Origin of the sequence: Povalibacter sp., assembly GCF_036735925.1 — a bacterium.
Classification (GTDB): domain Bacteria; phylum Pseudomonadota; class Gammaproteobacteria; order Steroidobacterales; family Steroidobacteraceae; genus Steroidobacter.
The window spans coordinates 113,327-134,985 of the sequence record NZ_DAINNK010000001.1 but is presented as its reverse complement, the minus strand read 5'-3'; the positions used below and the strand labels follow the sequence as shown (position 1 = coordinate 134,985).

The window sequence follows — 21,659 nt, the reverse complement described above, 5'->3', positions numbered from 1 at the left end:
CTCGTCTCTCAGCAACGCGCCAATGGCGTTCGATCAGTGGTGATTATTTTTTTGCGCCGTCATTCTTCAGGTAGAGATCGAACCACTCGCGCGCCAGTTCGTGCGAGCGCACGCGCGCCTTTCCATAGATGTCGTAGTGCGAAGTTTCCGGAATGGTGATCAGCTTCTTCGGCCCCTGGTAGCGGTTGTAGGCCGCGATCGCGTGTTCCTCGTTGTTCAGGTACTGCTCGTGCTCCGACAGCACGAACTGGAATGCGACCGTATTCACGTCCGTAATGTCATCGAGCGGGTTGTAGTTGGCGAAGCGGCTGGTAATCGGCGCACCGCGCAGACCACCGTTCACCTGCGCAGGCGGCGGATAGCCCAGTTCGCCTCGGGCGCGCTTCGTCGCTTCCTCGAATCCCTGCGGCATCCACTGCGTCCACAGCGAACCTTTGAGTCCGCCCGTCACCTGGCTGTGGACGGCCTTCACGCGCGCATCGTGTGCGCCCGCGTAGACGACGTAGCTGCCGCCCATGCTGCTGCCCCACAATCCGATGCGGTTGACGTCGACCTGCGGCTCGCCATGCACCCAGTGGATCGCGTTCTGCCAGTCCGCCGCCATGTCGAGGGGATCGACCACTTCTCTGATGGCGTGCACTTCCGCCGTGAAATCGGTCTTCGTCACATCGCTCGCGGGCGACTTGAGCACGACGCGCGAATCGCTCTCGCCCCAGCCGCGATAGTCGAAGGTCAGCACGAGGTATCCCTCGCGCGCGAACTCCGACGCGTCCTGGCGCAACTGCGACTGCACGCCGCCCCAGCCGTGCGCCATGATGATCGTCGGCAGTTTTGCATCGGGGGCCGCCTTCTTCGCGACGAAGACATACCCTGTCATGCGATTGCCTTCGCTGTAGATGTCGACTCGACGGCTACTGATGTCGTCGGGAACCACGAAGCCGGCCGGACGCGCCGGCTGCGAGTCGCCGCTCGACTGCGCGCCTTGAGCATCCGACATCACCGACTGAACCAGAACGGCACACATCAACAAACCTCTGAACATGGCCATTTCCCCCTGTCTCGATCTACATGATTGCACGACGAATGAACCGGCCGCCCGGACCCGTCAATCAACTGATTGGTGACGATCCGCGCATTTCCGGGGCGTGTACATACCACGCAGTGAAAAAAATAAGCAATGCCTTTTGAACTACACATACTGCCCCGACAACTTTTGCCAAGGAGGTCGCCGCGGCATGAGCGCTTTGCTGCATCTGCGCAGACGGCGTCGGCCAGGAACGGACGCGGAGCGCATTCAGTCAACCGACTGAAACGAAAGGGCGTGCAGGCCGCCCATCGAATCGGGCACTGTCGGAGAAGGCGATTATGAAAACAGACCTGCGGGCGGCAGGCCGCCGCTACCTGGCAGTCTTGCGCACCGCCCGCTTGCGCACTGCCGTGCCGGCCGAGCCCGTTCGCCCGCCGAGGTGCGCTTCAAATCCTGCCGTCGTGAAGCGAGCGAGATCATCCGCGAGCTTGCGCACCGCGTCCTCGTTCGCGACCGCCTTGGGCGCGGAATCGTGCCAGGTCGCCGTGACCGCCATGAGGGCGACGGCCATCGCCAGCAATCGCTGAATTTCAGCTCGGGGTGTCCCCGGGAACAGCTCGCGGATCGCGGCGATATAACGGTTGCGTACCGGCGCCACGATATCGTCGAAGATCTTCGCCGACGATGTCTTGTATTCGTGCTGCACGCTGGCGAGGATGCGCGCATACGAAAGTCCTGCCGCCGTGCTGGCGAGCGCCACGTGCGGGTAGAAGTAGTTGTAGAGCAGGCGCTGCAGCCGCGCACGGCCGGCCAGCTCCGCATCCATCTCCTTCAGGAGCCTGAGACGTTCCTCCTGAACGCCATGGATGAAACTGTCGATCACTCCGCGATAGAGCGCTTCTTTCGAACCGAAGTGATAGTGCACCACGCCCGGATTCATGCCGATCTCGCGCTGGACTTCGCGCTGACTGGCGCCCCGGTATCCATGCTCGGCGAAATGCCGGGCCGCCACCTCGATGAGCTTCGTCCGGGTATCCGCGGTTGCGGTCAAGGTCTTGGGTCGCCGTGCCATCAGACTGTTCGAACTCCTGCCTGCGTCATTGGCGCTCGCTGTAGATCAGCACAGACGAAATACGCGCCTACCAGGTGTCGATGCCGGGCCGCTTGGCGCGTTGCCGCGGCGGCGCAGCGCGCACGGCCTTCAGCAGGTTCGCCAGCCAGCGACGCGAATCCGCCGGATCGATCGTATCGTCCACGCCGAAGATGGTTGCGATGCTGAGCGCCTTGCCCTGCTCGTACAGCTTCGCCACCATCTCGTCGTACTTGCTGCGACGCTGGGCCGGATCGGCGATCTGCGCCAGCTCGTTGCGATAGGCCAGTTTCACCGCGCCTTCCAGACCCATGCCGCCGAACTCGCCGGTGGGCCAGGCCACCGTCGCCATCGGACGCTTGAAGGATCCGCCGGCCATCGCGATGGCACCCAGTCCATACGCCTTGCGCAGCACGATCGTGAAGAACGGCACGCTGAGATTCGCTCCGATGACGAACATGCGGCTCGAATGACGAACCAGCGCCGTCTTTTCGACCTCCGGTCCGACCATGATGCCGGGCGTATCGCAGAGGAACAGCACCGGAATGTCATAGCTGTCGCACAGCTGCATGAAGCGCGCAGCCTTGTCCGCGCCATCGGCATCGATCGCTCCGCCCAGATGCTGCGGATTGTTGGCGATCACGCCGACGGGCATGCCTTCGATGCGAATCAGCGACGTGATCATGCCCTTCGCAAATTGCGAACGCAGTTCGAGCACCCAGCCGGTGTCGGACAGCGTGTCGATTACGCGGCGAACCTCATACGCTCGCAGCCGATTCTCCGGGATGACATGACGCAGGTGACGCTGATCGGCGCACTCGTAATCTTTGACGGTTCCCTGGAAGTACGACAGATAGCGCCGCGCCGCGCTCACGGCCTGCGCTTCATCCGCCACGCCGATGTCGACCACGCCGTTGGCGAGCTGTACCGACATGGGCCCGATCTCTTCCGGCTTGAAGACGCCGAGACCGCCGCCCTCGACCATCGCCGGCCCACCCATTCCGATGTTGGCGTTGGCAGTCGCGATCACCACGTCGCAGCAACCGAGCAACGAGGCATTGCCGGCAAAACAGCGGCCGGAGGCGATGCCCACCAGCGGCACCGTGCCGCTCAGTTCAGCGAAATCCGCAAACGTCGGCGTTCCGCCGGCGTCGCCGCTGGTCTCCGTATCGCCCGGCCGTCCGCCGCCACCTTCGGCGAAGATCACGACCGGCATGCCTGCGTCCTTCGCCACGCGAATCATGCGATCCGTCTTGATGTGATTGCGCGCTCCCTGCGTCCCGGCGAAGACGGTGTAGTCGTAGGACATGACGACCGAGCTCGCCTGCGGATCGGGGAAGAGTTTGCCGTTGATGCGACCCACACCGGTCACCATGCCATCCGCGGGACTCTTGACGATCAGCTCTTCGAGCGAGCGGCGTGCGCGCTGCGCCGCCAGCACGAGCGGTCCGTACTCGACGAACGTTCCCGGATCGCACAGATCGTCGATGTTCTCGCGGGCCGTGCGCTGGCGTGTCGCGCGACGACGGGCCACGGCTTCCGGTCGGGCCGCATCGCGAGTCACTTCGTGCCGCTTCAGCACCTCGTGCAGATCCGGGCGGATCAACTCGAGATCCACCGCTGCGGCGGCACTGGCGCCACCGCCGTCCACTTCCTGCGGCTCGATCGCCACCAGCGAAGCGCCCTCCACGATGGTATCGCCGACGGCGACGGCGATTGCCGTCACGCGACCGCCGACGGCTGCAGTCAGTGCATGCTCCATCTTCATGGACTCGATCACGAGCACCTGCTGGCCGCGGCGAACCAGATCGCCTTCGCGCACGTCGATCGCCACGATCGTTCCCTGCAGCGGCGATTTGATGGCGCCGGGCACGTCGTCATCGATCACGGGATGAGACGGCGCCGCGCTTTCCTGCCGGCCGTGTGCGAGCACGGCGAGCGGATCGTTGGTATCGACCTGCGCTCCCACACGCTGCGAGCGCATGGAACCCGACGTGGCTTCGATGAAGCGCCGCGGATGCTTCGCGCCAGGCTGCAGCAACTCGGCCGCATGACGGGCAATGAACTGCGTGTCGACGTCGTCGGCAACGAATGCCGGGTGCTGCAGCACCGCCTGCAGGAAGGCGAGATTCGTGGTCACGCCTTCGATCCTGAACTCGCACAGCGCACGGTAGGCGGCGGCCGCAAGTGCCTCGAAGCCGGGCTGCTGCGAATGAACGATGACTTTTGCGAGCAGCGGATCGAATCCCGGCAAGGCCGCATAGCCGGCATAGCCGAACGTATCCACCCGGATGCCGCGTCCGCCCGGCGGTTCGAACACCGTCAGCGTGCCCGACGTCGGTTTGCTCGACCCATCCGCCTGCATCGCCTCCATGTTGATCCGCAGCTGCATGCTCGAGCCGCGAGGGGCTGGAATCTGCTCCTGCGACAACTGCAGTTCGGGCAGCGTCGCGCCGCACGCCACACGCAACTGGGCCTGCACCAGATCGATGCCGAGAATTTCTTCGGTGACGGTGTGTTCCACCTGCAACCGCGCATTGGCCTCTATGAAGACGAAGCGCGCATCGGCGCCGCCGGCGGCATCAACGAGGAATTCGAACGTTCCAAGGCTGTCGTAACGTACGTGACGCGCCATGCGCAGCGCCGCGTCGATGACGCGATCCCTGACGGCCGGATGCACGCCGGGACTGGGTGCGATCTCGATCAGCTTCTGATGGCGTCGCTGGATGGTGCATTCGCGTTCCCAGAGATGACTGACGTTGCCGGAGGCATCGCCAAGAATCTGCACTTCGAGATGGCGGACCGAAGGGAAGTACTCCTCGACATACACGTCTTCGACGCCGAAGGCGGACTTCGCCTCGGACCGGCAACGCGTGTAGGCCTCCTCCAGCTCCGACTCCTCCGTGACGACGCGCATTCCTCGTCCGCCGCCGCCGCCGCTCGCCTTGATCACGATCGCACTGCCCGCAGGCAATGAGGAACGGAAGCGGAGAATGTCTTCGATCGTCGTGGCAGCAAACGTGCCGGCCGGCACCGGCACTTCCAGCGAGCGCGCCAGCGTGCGGGCCTGAGTCTTGTCGCCGAACAGGGCCAGGAGTTCCGTGCGCGGCCCGACGAACGTCAGACCGGCGCTGCGTACGGCAGCCGCGAAGGCCGCGCTCTCGCTCAGGAATCCGTAGCCGGGATGGATTGCGCCGCAGCCGCGCGCCTTTGCTGCATCGATGATCTGCTTGGCATCGAGATAGGCACGCGCGCCTTTGCCGGACAATCCGATGGCGTCGTCGCAGCGGCGTACGTGCAACGAACGTGCATCGTCCTCGGAGTAGATGGCCACCGTCCGCATGCCTGCTGCAGCCGCAGCGCGTGCGATCCTGATGGCAATTTCGCCCCGGTTGGCGATCAGCAGCGTCTGATCACTTTTCTTTTCGACAGGTTGCATCGATCCCCCAGACGCGACCGAGAGGATCGGCGTCCCACGATATTTCAGCTGTAGGTACGGATTATTGGGTCCATGAGGTCGCCTGCGCAAGGCGGGCGCCGCGGATTCAGTCAAGTGATTGAGGAGATCGCGCCCTCGTCTCCGGCACTTCCGGCGAAGAGACCTGGCCGCCGGTGCGCATGAAAATCAATTTGAATTGACGGTATGCCCGGCGGAAATCTATATTCCGGACCTCCTCGATCGACCATTACGCGCTGGGCGGCAAGGGCCAGTCCGCCGCCGACCCATCGGACCAGGAACACTCCATACCATTTCAGGTGACTCATGCGCGAAGCAGTAATCGTCTCCACCGCCCGCACGCCGATCGGCAAAGCCTATCGCGGTGCGTTCAACAACACCCAGGGCCAGGAACTGGCCGGGCACGCCATCGCGCAGGCGGTGAAGCGCGCCGGCATCGATCCGGCACAGGTCGAGGACGTGGTCTTCGGCTGCGCCCTGCAGCAGGGCTCGACCGGCGGCAATGTGGCGCGCCAGGCGCTGCTGCGTGCGGGCCTGCCCATCACGGTGCCGGGCCAGACGATGGATCGCCAGTGTTCGTCCGGGCTCATGGCGATTGCGACGGCAGCGAAGCAGATCATCACCGACGGCATGCAGGTCGCCATCGGCGGCGGCGTCGAGTCGATCTCGCTGGTGCAGAACGACAAGATGAATCATTTCCGCGGCGCCGATCCCTGGCTGGTGAAGCACATTCCGCAGATCTACATGTCGATGCTGGAAACAGCGGAAACGGTCGCCGAACGTTACGGCGTGAGCCGGGAAGCCCAGGATGAATATTCGCTGCAGTCGCAGCAGCGCACGGCGAAGGCTCAGGCCGAAGGCCGTTACAACGACGAGATCGCGCCGCTGACTTCCATCATGCAGGTCACCGACAAGGAAACCGGCGCCGTCTCCGAGAAGGAAGTGACCATCAAGCTCGACGAAGGCAACCGTGCGCAGACCACGCTCGCCGACCTGCAGAAGCTGCAGCCGGTGTTCAAGAACGGTCAGCGCATCAAGGAAGGCAAGTTCATCACCGCGGGCAATGCCTCGCAGCTTTCCGACGGCGCCTCGGCCTGCGTGCTGATGGAAGCGAAGGAAGCGGAAAAGCGCGGCCTCAAGCCCCTGGGCGCCTATCGCGGCATGATGGTCGCCGGCTGCGATCCGGATGAAATGGGCATCGGCCCGGTGTTCGCCGTGCCGAAGCTGCTCAAGCTGCATGGCCTGACCATGGACGACATCGGCATCTGGGAACTGAACGAAGCCTTCGCGAGCCAGGTGCTCTACATCCGCGACAAGCTCGGCATCCCCAACGACAGGCTCAATGTCTCGGGCGGTGCGATCTCGATCGGCCATCCCTACGGCATGTCGGGCGCCCGCATGACGGGACACCTGCTGATCGAAGGCAAACGTCGCGGCGCCAAGTACGGCATCGTCACCATGTGCATCGGCGGCGGCATGGGCGGCGCAGGACTGTTCGAGATCTTCTGATCGGCCGACAGCCGACTTCATCACCGCTGGAGTGTGCAATGCACTCCAGCGGTGTCGTCTCCGAGGCCGACCTCACCTCATGCCCGGAACGTCACCGCAGCCCTGCTCTTCCCTCTGCAGCGCCCGGCCCAGCGACACGAACGCACGCCTACGAAGACAGGAATCCCCGTCCGGCCGCGACCCGGCTGCGCAATCGATCCAGATCGTCGCGTGAGTAATGGAAGCCCGCACGCACGACCGCGGCAATCCGGCTCAGGTTGTCGACGTGCAGAAGTGGATTCGCATCGAGCACCACCAGGTCGGCGTCGCGTCCGGCTTCGACCGTGCCCATCCGCTGCGTGCGAGCGAGATATTCCGCCGCGTTGACGGTCGTCATGCGCAGGATCTGCAGCGGCGACAGACCCGCGCTTGCAAGCTCGGCAAATTCCTCTTGCAACGTAAGGCCTGGCCCCGCGAGCCAGCCGCCGTCGGTTCCCGTCATCAGGCGCACGCCGCCGTTTGCCAGGTCTCTGGTCAATTCGAGCTGTCGCGCATAGGCCTGCGCATAGGTGTCGCGCATGGCGCGCGGCAGGCGCTTGAACCGTGCCGTCACCTTGCGCCATTTCTTGACGCTGGCCGCTGGCATGTAGTCCAGATAGGCAGACTGCTGGTATTCGGCGGCATCGGCGAGTTGCGACGAGCGCAGGCGCACGAGCGTCGGCACATGCCAGGTGTCGTGCGCGACGAAGCACCCGATCAGGGCCTGACACTTCTTCTCGTCGTAGGTGTCGAGCGCCCGCTGCAGGCGCTCGACGTGCGCGGGCGCCGCGAAAGCGGCCGGGTTGATCAGCACCGTCTTGAACAGACGCATCAACAGCGAGCGAACGAAGGAAATACGCAGCAACGGCGAATCGAAGTTCGGCGCGCCGCTGCTGCGCATGAGGTCGGCCTCGATCGAGGAGCAGCCTGCCCAGATCGTCGCACCAGGGCCGAGATGCTCGATCGACCGGAAACCATCGATCGCCGCCTGCTTCGCCTCGACGCCTTCCTGCAGATGCCCCAGCAAGGGAATGCCGAGCCGCTTCGCTTCGCGCAGCGCCGCACTGAACACCTCGGGACCCATCATGCCCGCCTTGACGAAGTCGGCGCCCTGCCGCTGCTGGCTGGCGATTTCCGTCGCCACCGCCTCGGCCGACGTTGCATTGAGCGGCGTGAGAATGTCGCCGGGCAATTCGAGCAGCGCCGGCGCGAGCCGGGAAATGGGCAACGTCTGACTGCGACGCTGTTCGAGCAGTCTCACTGAGCCGGACATCTGCCGGAATCCGGTGACGCCCTCTGCGAGCATCAGCGCCAGCGCGCCGTCGGGATTCTCCAGTTCGAGCACGTGGCTGTGCATGTCGTTGTAACCGGGCACGACGAACTTGCCGGTGACATCGATGCGGCGCGCCGCGGCGTCGGACTGCGCCGCGCGGCTGTCATCGATCGAAGCGATCCTGCCCTGCTCCACCAGAATGCTCACGCCGCCGGTCAGTTCGCCGGTGCGCGGATCGACGATCGTGCCGCCGTCGAGGCGGATGCGACCCGACGGCGGGATCACGACTTTGGCTGCGGATGTCGCGACGGAAACGCCGCGCGAGAATTTCACGGTCGGCGCAGCATGAGGCATACGGGCCAGGCAGCAGGGACAGCCACCGACCTGACCCAGCAATAGCGACATCATCGGTCAACCCCCGGACGAACCGCGTCGCGCTGCGATTGGACGCTGCAGATCAGGCCGGATCCTGCTGCGCCCGCTCGGACTCGATGAGTCGTGCAAGTACGCGCCTCGCCTGCACGGGCGCAGCATCGCCCGCGAGCAGCACCGGCTTCAAGGACCACAGATCCGTCGTGCCCATCATGGCCTGCTGCGCCTCGATCATCGGCTTGTCTTCCTGGTTGAACGCCAGGTTGATGCCGTGAAGCATCTGTTCGCTGAGTTCGTGATCGTCGGTGCGGAAGGCGCGCGAGCTGGCCCAGAAATAATGAGTGGACGTCTGCGTCTCGGGCGTCATGAAGTGCACGTTCAACGTCTGCATGCCGTTCTCGCGCGCACCGCCCACATCCGTCATGCCGAAAGTCAGCGTGACCAGGGCCGGCGGATCCCATTTGACGTCGAGCCAGGCATCGACCCGCTGCCCGACCCGTCCGAGCAACACGCTCGGCAGCGGTCCCTGGAAGTCATTCGCCATCCAGCGATCACACGTCACGGTGTTGCCGCTCACGCGCACGGTGGTCTTCGCGCGCGCCGTCGCCTCGCAGCCCAGCGTGGTTTCATGCAGGAAGTCGACGTGGCCCAGGTCCAGGAGGTTGTCGGTCAGCAGTTCGTAGTGGGCCCTGGAATGGATGTATCCCTGGATGCGCGCGAGCTGCGGGTCTTCGAGAAATCCGTAGTCCGGCAGCAAGGCCGGATCGGCGCGTTCCGGCGGTCCCATCCAGATCCACAGCGTGCCGTACTTCTCGATGAGCGGATAAGTCTTGACGTGCAGCGCCTTCGGCGTCGCACCATTGCCCTGCGGATTGAAGGTGCAGGCGCCTTCGGCATTGAAGCGCAGCCCGTGATACGGACATTGAATGTCGGCGCCGACGACCTTGCCGAGATGCAGCGGCGCAAAGCGATGCGGACAGCGGCCCTGCAACGCGACGGCCGCGCCCGACGGCAATCGATACATCACGACGGGTTCGTCGAGGATGCGGCGCCCGAGCGGCTGGGCACCCAGCTCGTCAGACCAGGCCGCGACGTACCAGCAGTTCAACAGAAACGTCATCACCCTCTCCCGCCGCGCTCACGGCCGCTTCATCGAACATCGCAACGCGAACGCCAGCTGTTCGAGCTGCAGCTGCGCGCCGAGCCGATGAAAGTCGATGCAGTGCCCTGCCGAATCGAAGCGTCGTGCATCGACGAACGGCGCCTGCGTGAACGCACCGGCAAAGCGGCTGATCTCTGCGTCGTCGACGATCCACAGCGGATCGAACTCCGCCAGTCGATAGTGAACCGGCACATTCACCTGCGCCGCCAGCGAGGCGAACTGCGACGGCCAGCCACCGACGATGTCGATCAGCTCGGCGCGAGGCGTCGGCGCATCGGCGCCCCGGGTGCGCGCCGGCACCGCAGGATCGAAAGTCCATGGCGGACCGAACATGAATGAATCCTTCGCTTCCGGCGGCAGGCTGACCATGCTCACCTCCGGCAGCGACGACCACGTCGCGGTGACCGCCGGCGGCGGCGTCAATCCCACGCCCGAAATCGCAATGCCGAGCAGCGGCCAGCCCGGACGACGCGCCGCCAGCGCAACGGCGATGGCGCCACCGATCGAATGCCCCACGAGAACGATGCCCGCGGCGCGATGGCCACTGCGCTCGCGCCACAGATGCCCGATCGCACGATCGAGCTGCTGTGCATTGCCGGCGATCGTGGCCTGCGCCAGCGGAGTCGTCGCACCGTAACCCGCCCGATCCAGCGCGAGCGCCGGGAGACCCAGCGCAACGGCGCGATCGAGCAATGAGCATCCCGGCACATGGAAATACCCCGACGTGTAGGAACCGCCGGGAATCGCGACGATCAGCGGCGCGTCGGGCGCCGCTGACGGCGGCGCCCGTTCCACACCGGACACGGCAAGCTCGGGATCGACGGTCGCGAGAAAACGGCCGTGATCGCGATCTTCGTTGCGGGACGTATCCATGCTCACCACTCGTCTTCAGTCGAGGCTCACACCCACGGCAACACCGTAAGTGAGCGGCGCCGCCCACTGCAGCAGGTGCGTGCCGTTGGACTGCGTCGTCGCATAGCCGATGGTGCGCTCATCCAGCAGGTTCTTGCCATAGGCGCTGATCCAGAAGCGGCCGCTGTTGCTGGTCCAGCGGAGGTTCGCCGCGAGATCCACATAGGAGTCCTGCTCCATGACATTGTCGGCTTCGAAGTAGAAGCCGTCGTTGTAGTAGCCATTGACCGCCAGCTTGATCGTGCCGGCCGGCAGCGACCAGGTGTAGTCGGCGCCGAGCGTCGCGGTGAACTCCGGCGCGTACGGCAGCGCATTGCCCTTGACGGCGGTACCGGTCGGATCGACCGTCGACGGCACGCCTCCCATCGGATCGCTCAACAGCGCGCCGATATATGAGGAGTACTCGGACTTGATGAACGAGACTCCACCGCTCAGGCGCAGCGCATCGGTCGCCTGCCAGTCGAGATCGGACTCGAACCCGTAGATGTCTGCCGACGCGGCATTGGCGATGTAGATGACGCCGCTGGTATCCAGCACCTGCGTCTGCAGATCCTTGTAGTCGTAGTAGTAGGCGGCGTTGTTCCATCGCACGCTGCGACCGGCGAGGTCCGCCTTCGTGCCGATCTCGTACGCCGTCACGGTTTCCGGATCGTACGGCGCCGTGCCGGGCGAACCGGTATTGAAGCCGCCGCTCTTGAAGCCGCTGCTCGATGAAATGTACGCGAGGAACGTGTCCGAGAAGCGGTGATCCAGCGACACGCGATAGTTGAATTTGTCGAAGGTCGCCTTCTCATCGTCTGCGTACACCGTCGGCAACTGCAACGCGAACGGAATGACATAGACGGAGCTCGAACCATCGTAAGCCTTGCGCGTCTCCTCCGTGTAGCGTGCGCCGAGCGTGAGCGTGGTGCTGTCCGAGAACGCGTAGCTGCCTTGCGCATAGCCCGCGATGGACTCGGTCGACTGACGATTGAAGAAGGTGAGGTTCGCGCCCAGGTAGTTGCCGAAGAGAGTGATCGGCGTGAACGCGGCCTTGCCCTCGAAATAGTACACACCGGCCTGCCAGGTCAGGGCCGAGTCGCCCAGCGACTGGATCTGCAGTTCCTCGGAGAACTGCGAATCCGGCCAGGTATCTTCCGCGTAGACCAGCGGCAGCGGACCGCCGTCGAGTTCGAACGAGCGCTTGTACTCGGATTCGCGATACGCCGTGAGGCTGCTGATGGAAATCGAATCGAAATCATGCCGGATCAACAGGCTGCCACCGGCAGAGTGACCCTTCTTCCAGTTGGGCGCGTCGTCCGCCACGTCGTAGTCCAGATCCGGCGAAACACCGAGCCCGGGCGTGAAGCCCGAGATCGTGCCCGGCTGGATCGTCGGCACGTTCATCGAGGTGTCGATGTCGGAATAGTCGCCGATCAGCGTGATGGTCGTCGCATCGCTCGGCGTGAAGACCCACTTGGAACGCACGGTCACATCGTGATCGAGCGTATAGATCTCGCCGCCCGTCGACAGGTTGTCGCCCCACGGTTCGCCCTGGCGGGCCGCATAGACCGAAATGTCCGCAGCGACGTAGTCGCTGGTGCGGCCACCGATGTAGACGGTGGCAGCCGAGGTGTCGTAGTTGCCGTAGCTGACGCTCGCCTGCATCTGGTAGCCGTCGCGCGGATCGCGCGTCGTGACCTGCAGCAGTCCGCCGGTCGCATTGCGGCCGTACAGGGTGCCCTGCGGCCCCTTCACCACCGCGACCTGCGAGATGTTTGCGAGGTTCAGGTAGTTCGCAGTGGCCGAGGCGTAGTACACGCCGTCCACGTAGAGCGCGACGGGGTTTTCGAAGCCGGGCGCAACGGCGTTGCTGCCGATGCCGCGCAGGCTCGTATTGAGAATGCCGTTCGCATTGATGATGTTGAGACCGGGCACCAGTTCGGTCAGGCCCGTCACGTCGGCGGTGCCGCCCTGGATCAGATCGTCGACGCTCAGCGTCTTCACCGCGATCGGCACATCCTGCAGATCTTCCGACCGCTTCTGTGCGGTCACGATGACTTCTTCGAGCTGGGTGCTCTGCAGGGTCGCCGCCGGACCATCGGCCGCCACCGCCACGGTCTGGGCAAGAACGCCGCCGCACACCGTCACCCACCCCATATGCCACTTGTGTCTACGCATGTATCCCCCTGAACGACAGAACTTGAATTGCGCTCGAAAGCCGCGCGACGGATGCGCGCGGCCTTCTCTTCAAACCTCGAACGGACGCGGCGTGCCAGCGCCGCGAGCTTCTGTTGACGATCCTCATCGCGAGGATGCGCGGGCCTTCTACGACGCCAGCGACAGATTGGCGCGGGTCCGTCCCTTGAGACCCAGCATGACGCGCGCTTCCGCAGGCGTCGCCGGTTCGCGGCCCATCTCGCGCAGGATGCGCACGGCCTTGGCCACCTGCTCCGCATTCGACTTCGCGAGCTGGCCACGGCCGATCAGCAGACTGTCCTCCAGGCCGACGCGCACGTGTCCGCCCATCAGCGCAGCCTGCGTGATGAAAGGCATCTGGTACTTGCCCGCCGCGAGCACCGACCACTGGAAGTTCTTGGCGCCAAAGAGCCGATCCGCCGTGCGCTTCATGAAGACGAGATTGTCGAGATCCGGACCGATGCCGCCCATGATGCCGAACACCATCTGGATGAAGAACGGCGGCTTGACCAGCCCGCTGTCGACGAAGTGCGCGAGATTGTAGAGATGGCCGACGTCGTAGCACTCGTGCTCGAACTTCGCACCGTCGGCGCTCAGCGTTTCGAGAATGCAGTTGATGTCGCGAAACGAGTTGCGGAAGACGTTGTCGTCGGAGCCTTCGATGAAGGTCTTCTCCCACGGATGCTTCCACGACGAAATGCGTTTCGCGACCTGGAAGAACGAGAAGTTCATGCTGCCCATGTTGAGCGAGCAGATCTCCGGCTTGAAGCGCGCCGCTGCGGCGACGCGCTGTTGCACGGTCATGCCGGGCGCACCGCCGGTGGTGATGTTGATCACCGCATCGCAGCCCTGCTCGATCACCGGAACGAACTGGCCGAAGACATCGGGATCGGCCGTGGGAATGCCGGTCGCTGCGACGCGCGCGTGCAGATGCACGACGGCGGCGCCCGCCTGGGCTGCATCGATGGCCTGCTGCGCGATTTCCTGCGGCGTGATGGGCAATGCGTCGGACATGGTCGGCGTATGAACCGCGCCCGTCACTGCACAGGAAATGATCACCTTGTCCGACATCGCACCCCCCTGATCAGTATTCCGCTTGATTTTCAGTATGGCAGCGGGGCGATATCTGCATAGATGGTAGAATCGACCTAGTGACATCGTTTTCGTATCACCCGGACGAGCGCTCTCCAGAATGAAAATGAATCATCTGCGCCACGTGGTCGTGGTCGCCGAAAAGGGCGGAATCCGTGCTGCAGCGCGCGCATTGGGCGTGGCGCAGCCGGCCATTACACGCAGCATCGGCGAGGCGGAACGCGCGATCGGCGCACCGCTCTTCGAGCGCAGCGCGCGCGGCGTGGTGTTGACGTCGGTGGGCAGACGATTCCTGGTCCGGGCCGCGGCGATTCTTGCGGAACTGGAGCGCGCGCAGGAAGAAACCTCGCAGCTGCTCGGCGAAGGTGTCGGACGTGTGCAGGTCGTGCTGTCGACCGTTCCGCACCTGGCCCTGCTGCCCAAGGCGCTCGTGCCGTTTCGCACGAAATTTCCGAACGTCACGCTCGCGCTGCGCGAAGGCCTGTTTGCCCGCGCGCACCAGGAAGTCGAGGACGGCACGCTCGATTTCTATGTCGGGCCGCTATCGGAGAGTTCGCTGCCGCCCAGCCTGAAGGCCGAGTCCGTGTTCGAAAACTCCCGCGTCATCCTGTGTCGCAAGGGACATCCGTTGCGCAACGCGACATCGCTCAGACAGCTCGGCGCGGCTCAATGGATCTCGACGACCGTGACGGAAAACATGGATGCGGAACTCGGACCGGTCTTCAAGGCCCACGGTCTGCCGCTGCCGGCCATCAAGCTGCATGCGCAGTCGTCGCTGACGATGACGCTGGCTGTGGCGTATTCGGATCTGCTGGTGATGGCGCCGCAGCAATGGCTGCAGTTCCCGACGACGCGGGCGTATCTGGAAGAGATCCACGTGCGGGAGAAACTCGCCGCGCCGGCGATCTACGCGGTGTGCCGCCGGCGACTGCCGCTCACGCCTGCCGCGCAGTACCTGTACGACCTGTTCGTTCGCTACGGACGGGAATTCGCCGGTTCGAAATCGGACGGCGCGAAGAAGACGCTGCGTTCATCCCGACCACGCCGGTGAGCGCGGGCGACGTCATTCCTCCGGCGCGACGGTGACGCGCAGTCCGGCCAGGGCGTCGGTCACCTGGATCTGGCAGGACAATCTCGATGCGGCCTGGCAGTGCGCCAGTTCGCCCACCAGTTCGCGCTCATCGGACTGCGCCGGCGGCAGCCTCTCGATCCAGTCGGGCGCGACGTACACATGGCAGGTCGCGCAGGAACACATCCCGCCGCAGATGGCGGCCACGCCATAGTCGAGATCGCGCAGCGTCTCCATCAGGCTGCGTCCCGTGGACGCGTCGACCTCGTGTTCCGTTCCCTGCCGGTCCGTCACTTTCACTACAGGCATGTTCTCTCTCTGATTCAGGCCGCATCGATGCGCAACGGCAGTCCGGTGAAGCCGTACAGTCCGCTGTTGGCGCCGACCACCGGTTCGCCCGCCGTGAGCTGAACCCGCGCTTCGACCAGCGCTTCGAGCAGCACTTCCATTTCCAGACGCGCGAGATGCATGCCGGCACACATGTGCGCGCCGGTGCCCCACGCGAGGTGATCGCGTGCGTCGCGGTTGATGTCGAACCGGTCCGGATCGGGATAGTGGCGTTCATCGCGATTGGCACAGCCGTAGAGCAGCATGACGCGCTGTCCGGCGGGCACGATGCAATCCTCCACCGCGTAGTCAGCCACGGCGACGCGCGAGAACCAGCGCAGCACCGAGCTGTGCCGCACGCCTTCGAGCACGGCCGCAGTGATCCGGTCAGGCTGCTCTCGCAGCAGCGCCCATTGCTCGGGATGCGTTGCCAGATTGCGCAGCAGATGTCCCTTCGCAAGGATCGTCGTGTCCAGGCTCGGGATGACGTAGGCGCTCATCGCCGCCATCGCTTCCTGCATCGACAGCCGCCCGGTGCGGGCGGCTGCGAAGAGCTGTCCCGCCCAGCTGCCGTCGCGCACCGTTTCTTCGTTCAGTCCGCGCATGAACGCGAAAGCATCCTTCAATGCCGCCAGATCCGTTTCCGCCTGACGCGGACCGATGACATTGAACGCCGCGGCGGCCCATTCGAGCATGCGTTCGCGCCCCACCTCGGGCAGCCCGACCAAATGCGAGATCGCCTCGACCGGCAGAAACGATGCGAGACCCTTCATGGCATCGAACCAGCCGGCGCCGACCAGCGATCCCACGCGCGCGACGATCATCGCCTTGAGATCGGCGCGCGCATCGCGCAGCGCGGCGGGAAACAGCGGCTTGACGATGGTGCCGCGCAACCGCCGGTGCAGTTCGCCATCGGACTGGATGACGTTCATGCCCTTGGGCGCATTGAAGGCGTCGCTGAAGCCGACGCCCTCGCCGCTGATCAGCGCCTCCGAAGACCGCAGCGCCGTCTGCACATCCGCGAAACGCCCGATCGCATACACGTCCGGACGCCGCAGACGCACCACGGGACCGAGATCCCGCAGACGGCGATAGTCGCCGAACGGATCGCGCAGGCTGGCCTCGCTGAACAGGTCCAGATCCGCCTGCGGGATCGCTCGCATCGTCGCATTCATCAGTACGTGTACCTCAGGGTGATGCCGTAGGTGCGCGGCGCTCCCGGCACGTACAGATCGTTGCCGGCCGTCGCTTCCGACCCGCTCGAAAAATAGTACGCATCGTTGAGGTTGCGACCGAAGAGCTGCACGCTGTAACGCGAATTCACCGCCGTCCACGTGACCGAGGCATTGACGAGGTGATAGGCGTCCTGTTCGAGCCGGTTGTCCGGTTCCCAGAAATAGCTGGCCTTGTACCCGTCGCTGGCATTGAAGGCAAACGCACCGATGCTCGTGTCGATCTCGTAGGTGACGCCGAGACTGTACGAGAACTTCGGCGCAGACGGCGGACGGCGTCCCGACAGATCGCACGGTACCGTCCCGGCACCGCCGAGCACCGGCCCCTGGATCGGACGCGGTGCCGAGCAGATGCCGCTCGGGAATTCGTCGTATTCCGCATCCAGATATTCGAGTCCGCCGCTGATGCTCAGACCATGCGTGGGCGCGAAGACGAAGTCCGCGTCGACGCCTTTCATCTGCGCCGAGGCCGCATTGAACAGAATCGAACCGCCCGGAGGCGCCGGCGGCGCGGTCGACCGCAGCTGGATGTCCTGGTAGTCGTAGAAGAAGCCGGCCACGTTCAACCGCAGCCTGCGATCGAACAGTTCCGTCTTGACGCCGAGTTCGTACGCATCCAGCACTTCCGGCTTCGATGCCGGATTGGTGAACACGATCGGGTTGTAGCCGCCCGACTTGAAGCCGCGGTTGTAGGACACGTAGGCATTGATGTCGTCGGTGAAGTCGTGCGCGAGCACGGCCTTCCACGTCATCTTGTCGAAGGTGACGTCCGTGTCGATGCCGTCCGGATTGCCTGGATACGGATCGCCGGGATGCTGCGCGACCGTGGGCGGCAACGCGGGGATGGAATTCGGCAGTCCCGGCAACGGCGCCAGCAATCCCGAGAGTGTCTTGTTGTCGCTCGTGTAGCGCAGGCCGAGCGTGGCGCGGGTCTGCGGCGTGAAGCTGTACGTACCCTCGCCGTACGCTGAGTACGAGCGTGTCTTCGGAATGCCCGTGGTGCGCGTCGGCAGCGGCGCGGCCGCGCAGACCGTGCCGACGCAGGTGCCATACACATCCGCTTGCACGGTCGTGTCGTCGTAGTAGTAGAACAGGCCACCGATCCATTGCAGCGCCGAGTCCGATGGATTCGAACTCAGGTTGATTTCCTGGCTGAACGTCTTGGCTTCCTGATCACCATCGAGATTGACTGCCGACTGTCCGAGCACCGGATTACCGACGATGCCGTTCTGGATGTTGTCGCTCGGCGACTGGTTGTTGATGTAGCCGGTGATGCTGGTGAGCCGGGTCGAACCGAGATCGAACTCGGCCTTCAGCGACACGTTGTACTGCTCCTGCTCCACCATCGGCAGGCGACGGCTGGCCACCTGGTATTCGCCGAGATACGGCGTGCCGTCGATGCCGACCGACCCGGGGAAGATGCTCGTGTTGGTGCCCTGGTCCGTCTCGACCTTGTCGTAGAAGCCGCGCAACGTGATCGTCGTTGCCGCACTCGGCTGCCAGCGCAGCTTCGCCTGCACGCCGGTGTCCTTGAACGTGAAGGCGTCGGCGTTCATGAACGTGTTGCGGCCCCAGCCCTCGGCCTGGTCCGTGTACGTCGCCGCGAAATTGGCGGAGAGCGTGTCGGAGATCGGCAGCGATCCGTAGAGCGTCGCGCCCAGCGTATCGAAATTCGCATAGCTCACCGAGGCGTCGAATGCGGCGACGCTCTCCGGTTCCTTGGTAATGATGTGGATCAGACCGCCGGTCGTGTTGCGACCGTACAGGGTGCCCTGCGGTCCTTTCAGCACTTCGATCCGTTCGATGTTGCTGAACGCCAATGCCGCCGCGGCGGCGTTCGGCAGATACAGGCCATCGACGTAGGTCGCGATGGGCGATTCAGTCGTATAACCCGAAGACGTCGTACCCACGCCGCGCAGGAAGGCGTTCACGCCGACGAGCGTGCGCGTGAAGCTCAGGCCCGGCGTGATCTGCGGCAGATCCACGGCTTCCTTGATGCCGAGGTCGCTCAGCGTCTCGCCGCTGAAAGCGGCGATCGAGATCGGCACGCGCTGCTGATTCTCGACGCGACGGTTCGCGGTGACGACCACTTCCTCCAGGCCTTTCTTGCCCTCAGCCTGATCGGTCTGCGCGGCCGGGCTCTGGGGCTCGGCCGCGCGCGTTGCCAGCGGCATCATCATCGGAGTCAATGCCAGTGCCAGGGCAGCACGAAGTGCTGGTGTGCTGTATTTCATGGTAGGTATCCCCCTCTTCGTAATATCCAGATTCATTGCTGCTCCCGGCACCGTCCGCTCAAGCGGCGATCACTGCAGGTAGCCTCTGCCAGCCGCGACCCGCAGTTTCAGCAACGCAAGTTCAGCAGCGCTGTAGTAGCGCCCCGCCCGCACCACGCCGGCGATCCTGCTGAGATTGGCGACGCTGACCGTGGGATTGGCATCGAGCAGCACCAGATCGGCATTGCGTCCGGGCGCAACGCTGCCCATCGTGGCGCTGCGTCCCAGGAATTCCGCGGCGTCGCGTGTCGTCATCTGCAGGATGCGCAGCGGCGACAGCCCGGCGCGCGCGAGTTCTTCGAACTCCTGATGCAACGAGAATCCCGGCACTTCCCAGCCGCCGCTGACATCGCTGCCGGCGAGCAGCTTCACGCCTTCCTCATCCAGCAGCTTCACGGCGCGTAGGCTCAGCGCATAGTCCTGTCGCAACAGCATCCGCGCCTCGCGCGGCACCTGATTAACGAAGTCGCGCGTCACGCTGAACCACAGCGCCACCACGTCGGGCGGCATGTAGATGAGATTGGGATCGGTGGAGAACTCCAGGCTGTCGGCGAGCTGTGCGGTCTTGAGCCGGATGAGCGTCGGCACCTGCCAGTTGCCCGCGGCAACGAACTGGCGCGCGGCGGCGCGACAGCGCGCCTCGTCGAACGTGGTGACGATGATCTGGCGACGGCGCGTTTCGTCCGGCGTCGTTTCGATCGCCGGATTGACGAGGATCCGCTCGGGCGGATTCACTGGCAGCGAGCCGAACGGCGGCAGCGCGTCGAGTTCGGCGCGCAACGCATCGCGCTGCGATGAACAGGCGACGAGCAGTCCGTCCGAAGGGCCGATGTGTTCGATCGAAGTCATGCCGCGCTGCGCGGCAGCGACCACGTCGACGGTCGGCGGCACGTGGCCAGCCACGGGAATATTGAGACGCTTGCCTTCGTCGATGACGGCGAACAGCACATCGCGGCTGACGAGGCCCACCTTGATGAAATCGGCGCCCGCCGCCTGCTGCGCCTGCATGACGGGCAGCGCCATCTCGGCAATCGCCGCGTTGAGCGGCGTCAGGAAATCGCCCGGCATCGCGAGCAGCGCTGGCGCATCGGGACCGATGGGCAGCTGCCCGTCGCGGCGCTGCTGCAGGAACGCATCCGAACCGCTCATCTGCCTGAAGCCGGTGACGCCATTGGCGAGCATGAGTGCGAGCGCACCGCTCGGATTGGGATACGAATCGAGCGCATGCGCGTGCATGTCGTTGTAGCCAGGGACGACATACTTGCCGAACGCGTACACGATGCGCGTTCCCGGCGGCGGCGCGCCGGCCGAGATGCTGACGATGCGTCCGTCGTCGATCAGGATGTTCTGTCCGCGAATCAGTATTCCCGTATTCACGTCGACGACGATCGCGCCGACCAATGCCAGCTTTCCTGTCGACGGTGTCGCGTGTGCCGGCGTCCACAGGAACGCCACGACGACGGCGACTGCCATCGCCAGCACGAAAAAACCACCCGAACGGTTCGTCTTGTTGATGCGGTTCATGAGATCCCCCTTGCTTGAGCGTCATTCCTTGCATGGAGGCATCAATGCCTCCGGAAGCATTCACAGAAACATCATCGGGGTTTGTTCACTGCTGTAGTGGCGCACCTCCTGAGTGGGACCGAAGCGGTCGCGGCCTCATCGAAGCGCGCATGTATATCGCCAAAAATATATTTTGTCGACTTCTATCTTTGTTGATAGACAAAATCGAGAATGGCATAGTCGCCACATCACGAGCACGCCGGCCGGCAGCTCACCAAGGAGATGCTTCGATGAAGCTGTTGAGATTTGAGGCAGCCAATGCACCGCGACTCGGCGTGCTGCGGGACGATCAGGTCGTGCCGCTTGACGCGTTGCGTCACGAGTACCCGACCATGCTCTCGATCATCGCCGGCGGCGATGCGGCGCTGGCGCGTGTGCGGGCGGTGCTTGATTCGGCAACCGAAACGCTGCCGCTGCGTTCGGTCAGGCTGCTGGCGCCGCTGGAGAAGCCGGGCAAGTACCTGGCCATCGGCATGAACTACCGCAAGCACGCGGAGGAAGCCGCCCGCCTCGGCGTCGCCGTGCCGAAGAACCAGTTCTGGTTCAACAAGCAGACGAGTTGCGTCGCCGGGCCGTACGACGACATCGATCCGGGTGTCAGCGAGAAGGTCGACTACGAAGTCGAACTGTGCGTCGTGATCGGCAAGGCCGCCAAGCGCGTCACCGAAGCCGACGCACCCCGCCACGTCTTCGGCTACATGGTGGCCAACGATGTGTCGGCGCGCGACTGGCAGGCGCATTCGCCGACGTTCACCGTCGGCAAATCCTTCGATACGCATGGGCCGGTCGGTCCATGGATCGTGACTGCCGACGAGATCGCCGATCCGCATGCGCTGCGACTGCGTACGCTGGTCAACGGCGAAGTACGGCAGGACAGCGACACCAGCGAGCTGATCCACAATGTCTGGCAGCAGATCGCCTATCTTTCCACCGCATTCACGCTGGAGCCCGGCGACCTGCTGGCGACCGGCACGCCGCAGGGCGTCGGCATCGCCATGAAGCCGCCGGTGTTCCTGCAACCCGGGGATGTCGTACGGTGCGAGATCGACGGGATCGGCGCCATCGAAAACCGGGTCGGCCCACGCCCGGCCTGAACCGCATTTAG

At 64.4% G+C, this 21,659-nt stretch carries 15 protein-coding genes; 3 read left to right on the top strand and 12 right to left on the bottom strand.

From position 1 onward, the window contains the following. Positions 1-43: 43 nt before the first annotated feature. From V7D81_RS00555 to V7D81_RS00545, 3 genes are all read right to left on the bottom strand, one after another. On the bottom strand, positions 44-997 hold the full coding sequence (locus V7D81_RS00555; protein ID WP_324313775.1) for an alpha/beta hydrolase: 954 nt from the start codon (positions 995-997) through the stop codon (positions 44-46). A gap of 400 nt (positions 998-1,397) precedes the next feature. Further along, positions 1,398-2,078, bottom strand: a complete 681-nt coding sequence (locus V7D81_RS00550; protein ID WP_324313773.1) for a TetR/AcrR family transcriptional regulator — start codon at positions 2,076-2,078, stop codon at positions 1,398-1,400. Between the two features lie 88 nt (positions 2,079-2,166). After that, a complete protein-coding gene (locus V7D81_RS00545) occupies positions 2,167-5,556 on the bottom strand; it encodes an acetyl-CoA carboxylase family protein (protein ID WP_324313772.1) in 3,390 nt (1,129 codons plus the stop codon). Between the two features lie 324 nt (positions 5,557-5,880). On the opposite strand from V7D81_RS00545, the gene V7D81_RS00540 reads away from it, so the two are divergent. Then, entirely contained in the window at positions 5,881-7,083 is a 1,203-nt protein-coding gene (locus tag V7D81_RS00540; RefSeq protein ID WP_324313770.1) for an acetyl-CoA C-acyltransferase, read from the top strand. A 148-nt stretch (positions 7,084-7,231) separates the two neighbouring features. Here the strand turns inward: V7D81_RS00540 and V7D81_RS00535 are convergent, their stop codons facing one another. From V7D81_RS00535 to V7D81_RS00515, 5 genes are all read right to left on the bottom strand, one after another. Further along, a complete protein-coding gene (locus V7D81_RS00535) occupies positions 7,232-8,707 on the bottom strand; it encodes an amidohydrolase family protein (protein ID WP_324313769.1) in 1,476 nt (491 codons plus the stop codon). A 124-nt stretch (positions 8,708-8,831) separates the two neighbouring features. Continuing rightward, complete coding sequence (locus V7D81_RS00530; protein ID WP_324313768.1) at positions 8,832-9,866, bottom strand: aromatic ring-hydroxylating dioxygenase subunit alpha; 1,035 nt, start codon at positions 9,864-9,866, stop codon at positions 8,832-8,834. An 18-nt stretch (positions 9,867-9,884) separates the two neighbouring features. After that, entirely contained in the window at positions 9,885-10,781 is an 897-nt protein-coding gene (locus V7D81_RS00525) for an alpha/beta hydrolase (protein ID WP_324313767.1), read from the bottom strand. 15 nt (positions 10,782-10,796) lie between these two features. Then, on the bottom strand, positions 10,797-12,980 hold the full coding sequence (locus tag V7D81_RS00520) for a TonB-dependent receptor (protein ID WP_324313766.1): 2,184 nt from the start codon (positions 12,978-12,980) through the stop codon (positions 10,797-10,799). Between the two features lie 147 nt (positions 12,981-13,127). Then, positions 13,128-14,069: a 3-keto-5-aminohexanoate cleavage protein gene (locus V7D81_RS00515; protein WP_324313765.1), complete on the bottom strand. Its 942-nt coding sequence runs from the start codon at positions 14,067-14,069 to the stop codon at positions 13,128-13,130. A gap of 127 nt (positions 14,070-14,196) precedes the next feature. Here V7D81_RS00515 and V7D81_RS00510 point away from each other — a divergent pair, with 127 nt between their 5' ends. After that, the gene (locus tag V7D81_RS00510; RefSeq protein ID WP_324313764.1) at positions 14,197-15,141 is read left to right on the top strand and encodes a LysR substrate-binding domain-containing protein; all 945 of its coding nucleotides are present in this window, start codon (positions 14,197-14,199) and stop codon (positions 15,139-15,141) included. Positions 15,142-15,153: 12 nt separating this feature from the next. Here V7D81_RS00510 and V7D81_RS00505 read toward each other — a convergent pair whose 3' ends face one another. From V7D81_RS00505 to V7D81_RS00490, 4 genes are all read right to left on the bottom strand, one after another. After that, positions 15,154-15,468, bottom strand: a complete 315-nt coding sequence (locus V7D81_RS00505) for a 2Fe-2S iron-sulfur cluster-binding protein (RefSeq protein ID WP_324313762.1) — start codon at positions 15,466-15,468, stop codon at positions 15,154-15,156. Positions 15,469-15,482: 14 nt separating this feature from the next. Next, on the bottom strand, positions 15,483-16,649 hold the full coding sequence (locus V7D81_RS00500; RefSeq protein ID WP_324313761.1) for a cytochrome P450: 1,167 nt from the start codon (positions 16,647-16,649) through the stop codon (positions 15,483-15,485). An 11-nt stretch (positions 16,650-16,660) separates the two neighbouring features. Continuing rightward, entirely contained in the window at positions 16,661-18,952 is a 2,292-nt protein-coding gene (locus tag V7D81_RS00495) for a TonB-dependent receptor (protein WP_324313760.1), read from the bottom strand. A 69-nt stretch (positions 18,953-19,021) separates the two neighbouring features. Beyond that, positions 19,022-20,515, bottom strand: coding sequence for an amidohydrolase family protein (locus tag V7D81_RS00490; RefSeq protein ID WP_324313759.1), 1,494 nt, complete (start codon positions 20,513-20,515; stop codon positions 19,022-19,024). A gap of 269 nt (positions 20,516-20,784) precedes the next feature. Here V7D81_RS00490 and V7D81_RS00485 point away from each other — a divergent pair, with 269 nt between their 5' ends. Continuing rightward, positions 20,785-21,648, top strand: a complete 864-nt coding sequence (locus V7D81_RS00485) for a fumarylacetoacetate hydrolase family protein (protein WP_324313758.1) — start codon at positions 20,785-20,787, stop codon at positions 21,646-21,648. Positions 21,649-21,659: the final 11 nt, after the last annotated feature.

Excerpts from the sequence above, each read along its gene's own strand:
- V7D81_RS00555 (WP_324313775.1), bottom strand. The coding sequence starts at position 997 with ATGTCGGATGCTCAAGGCGCGCAGTCGAGCGGCGACTCGCAGCCGGCG.
- V7D81_RS00545 (WP_324313772.1), bottom strand. The coding sequence starts at position 5,556 with ATGCAACCTGTCGAAAAGAAAAGTGATCAGACGCTGCTGATCGCCAAC.
- V7D81_RS00540 (WP_324313770.1), top strand. The coding sequence starts at position 5,881 with ATGCGCGAAGCAGTAATCGTCTCCACCGCCCGCACGCCGATCGGCAAA.
- V7D81_RS00530 (WP_324313768.1), bottom strand. The coding sequence starts at position 9,866 with ATGACGTTTCTGTTGAACTGCTGGTACGTCGCGGCCTGGTCTGACGAG.
- V7D81_RS00525 (WP_324313767.1), bottom strand. The coding sequence starts at position 10,781 with ATGGATACGTCCCGCAACGAAGATCGCGATCACGGCCGTTTTCTCGCG.
- V7D81_RS00520 (WP_324313766.1), bottom strand. The coding sequence starts at position 12,980 with ATGCGTAGACACAAGTGGCATATGGGGTGGGTGACGGTGTGCGGCGGC.
- V7D81_RS00515 (WP_324313765.1), bottom strand. The coding sequence starts at position 14,069 with ATGTCGGACAAGGTGATCATTTCCTGTGCAGTGACGGGCGCGGTTCAT.
- V7D81_RS00510 (WP_324313764.1), top strand. The coding sequence starts at position 14,197 with ATGAATCATCTGCGCCACGTGGTCGTGGTCGCCGAAAAGGGCGGAATC.
- V7D81_RS00505 (WP_324313762.1), bottom strand. The coding sequence starts at position 15,468 with ATGCCTGTAGTGAAAGTGACGGACCGGCAGGGAACGGAACACGAGGTC.
- V7D81_RS00500 (WP_324313761.1), bottom strand. The coding sequence starts at position 16,649 with ATGCGAGCGATCCCGCAGGCGGATCTGGACCTGTTCAGCGAGGCCAGC.
- V7D81_RS00495 (WP_324313760.1), bottom strand. The coding sequence starts at position 18,952 with ATGAAATACAGCACACCAGCACTTCGTGCTGCCCTGGCACTGGCATTG.
- V7D81_RS00490 (WP_324313759.1), bottom strand. The coding sequence starts at position 20,515 with ATGAACCGCATCAACAAGACGAACCGTTCGGGTGGTTTTTTCGTGCTG.
- V7D81_RS00485 (WP_324313758.1), top strand. The coding sequence starts at position 20,785 with ATGAAGCTGTTGAGATTTGAGGCAGCCAATGCACCGCGACTCGGCGTG.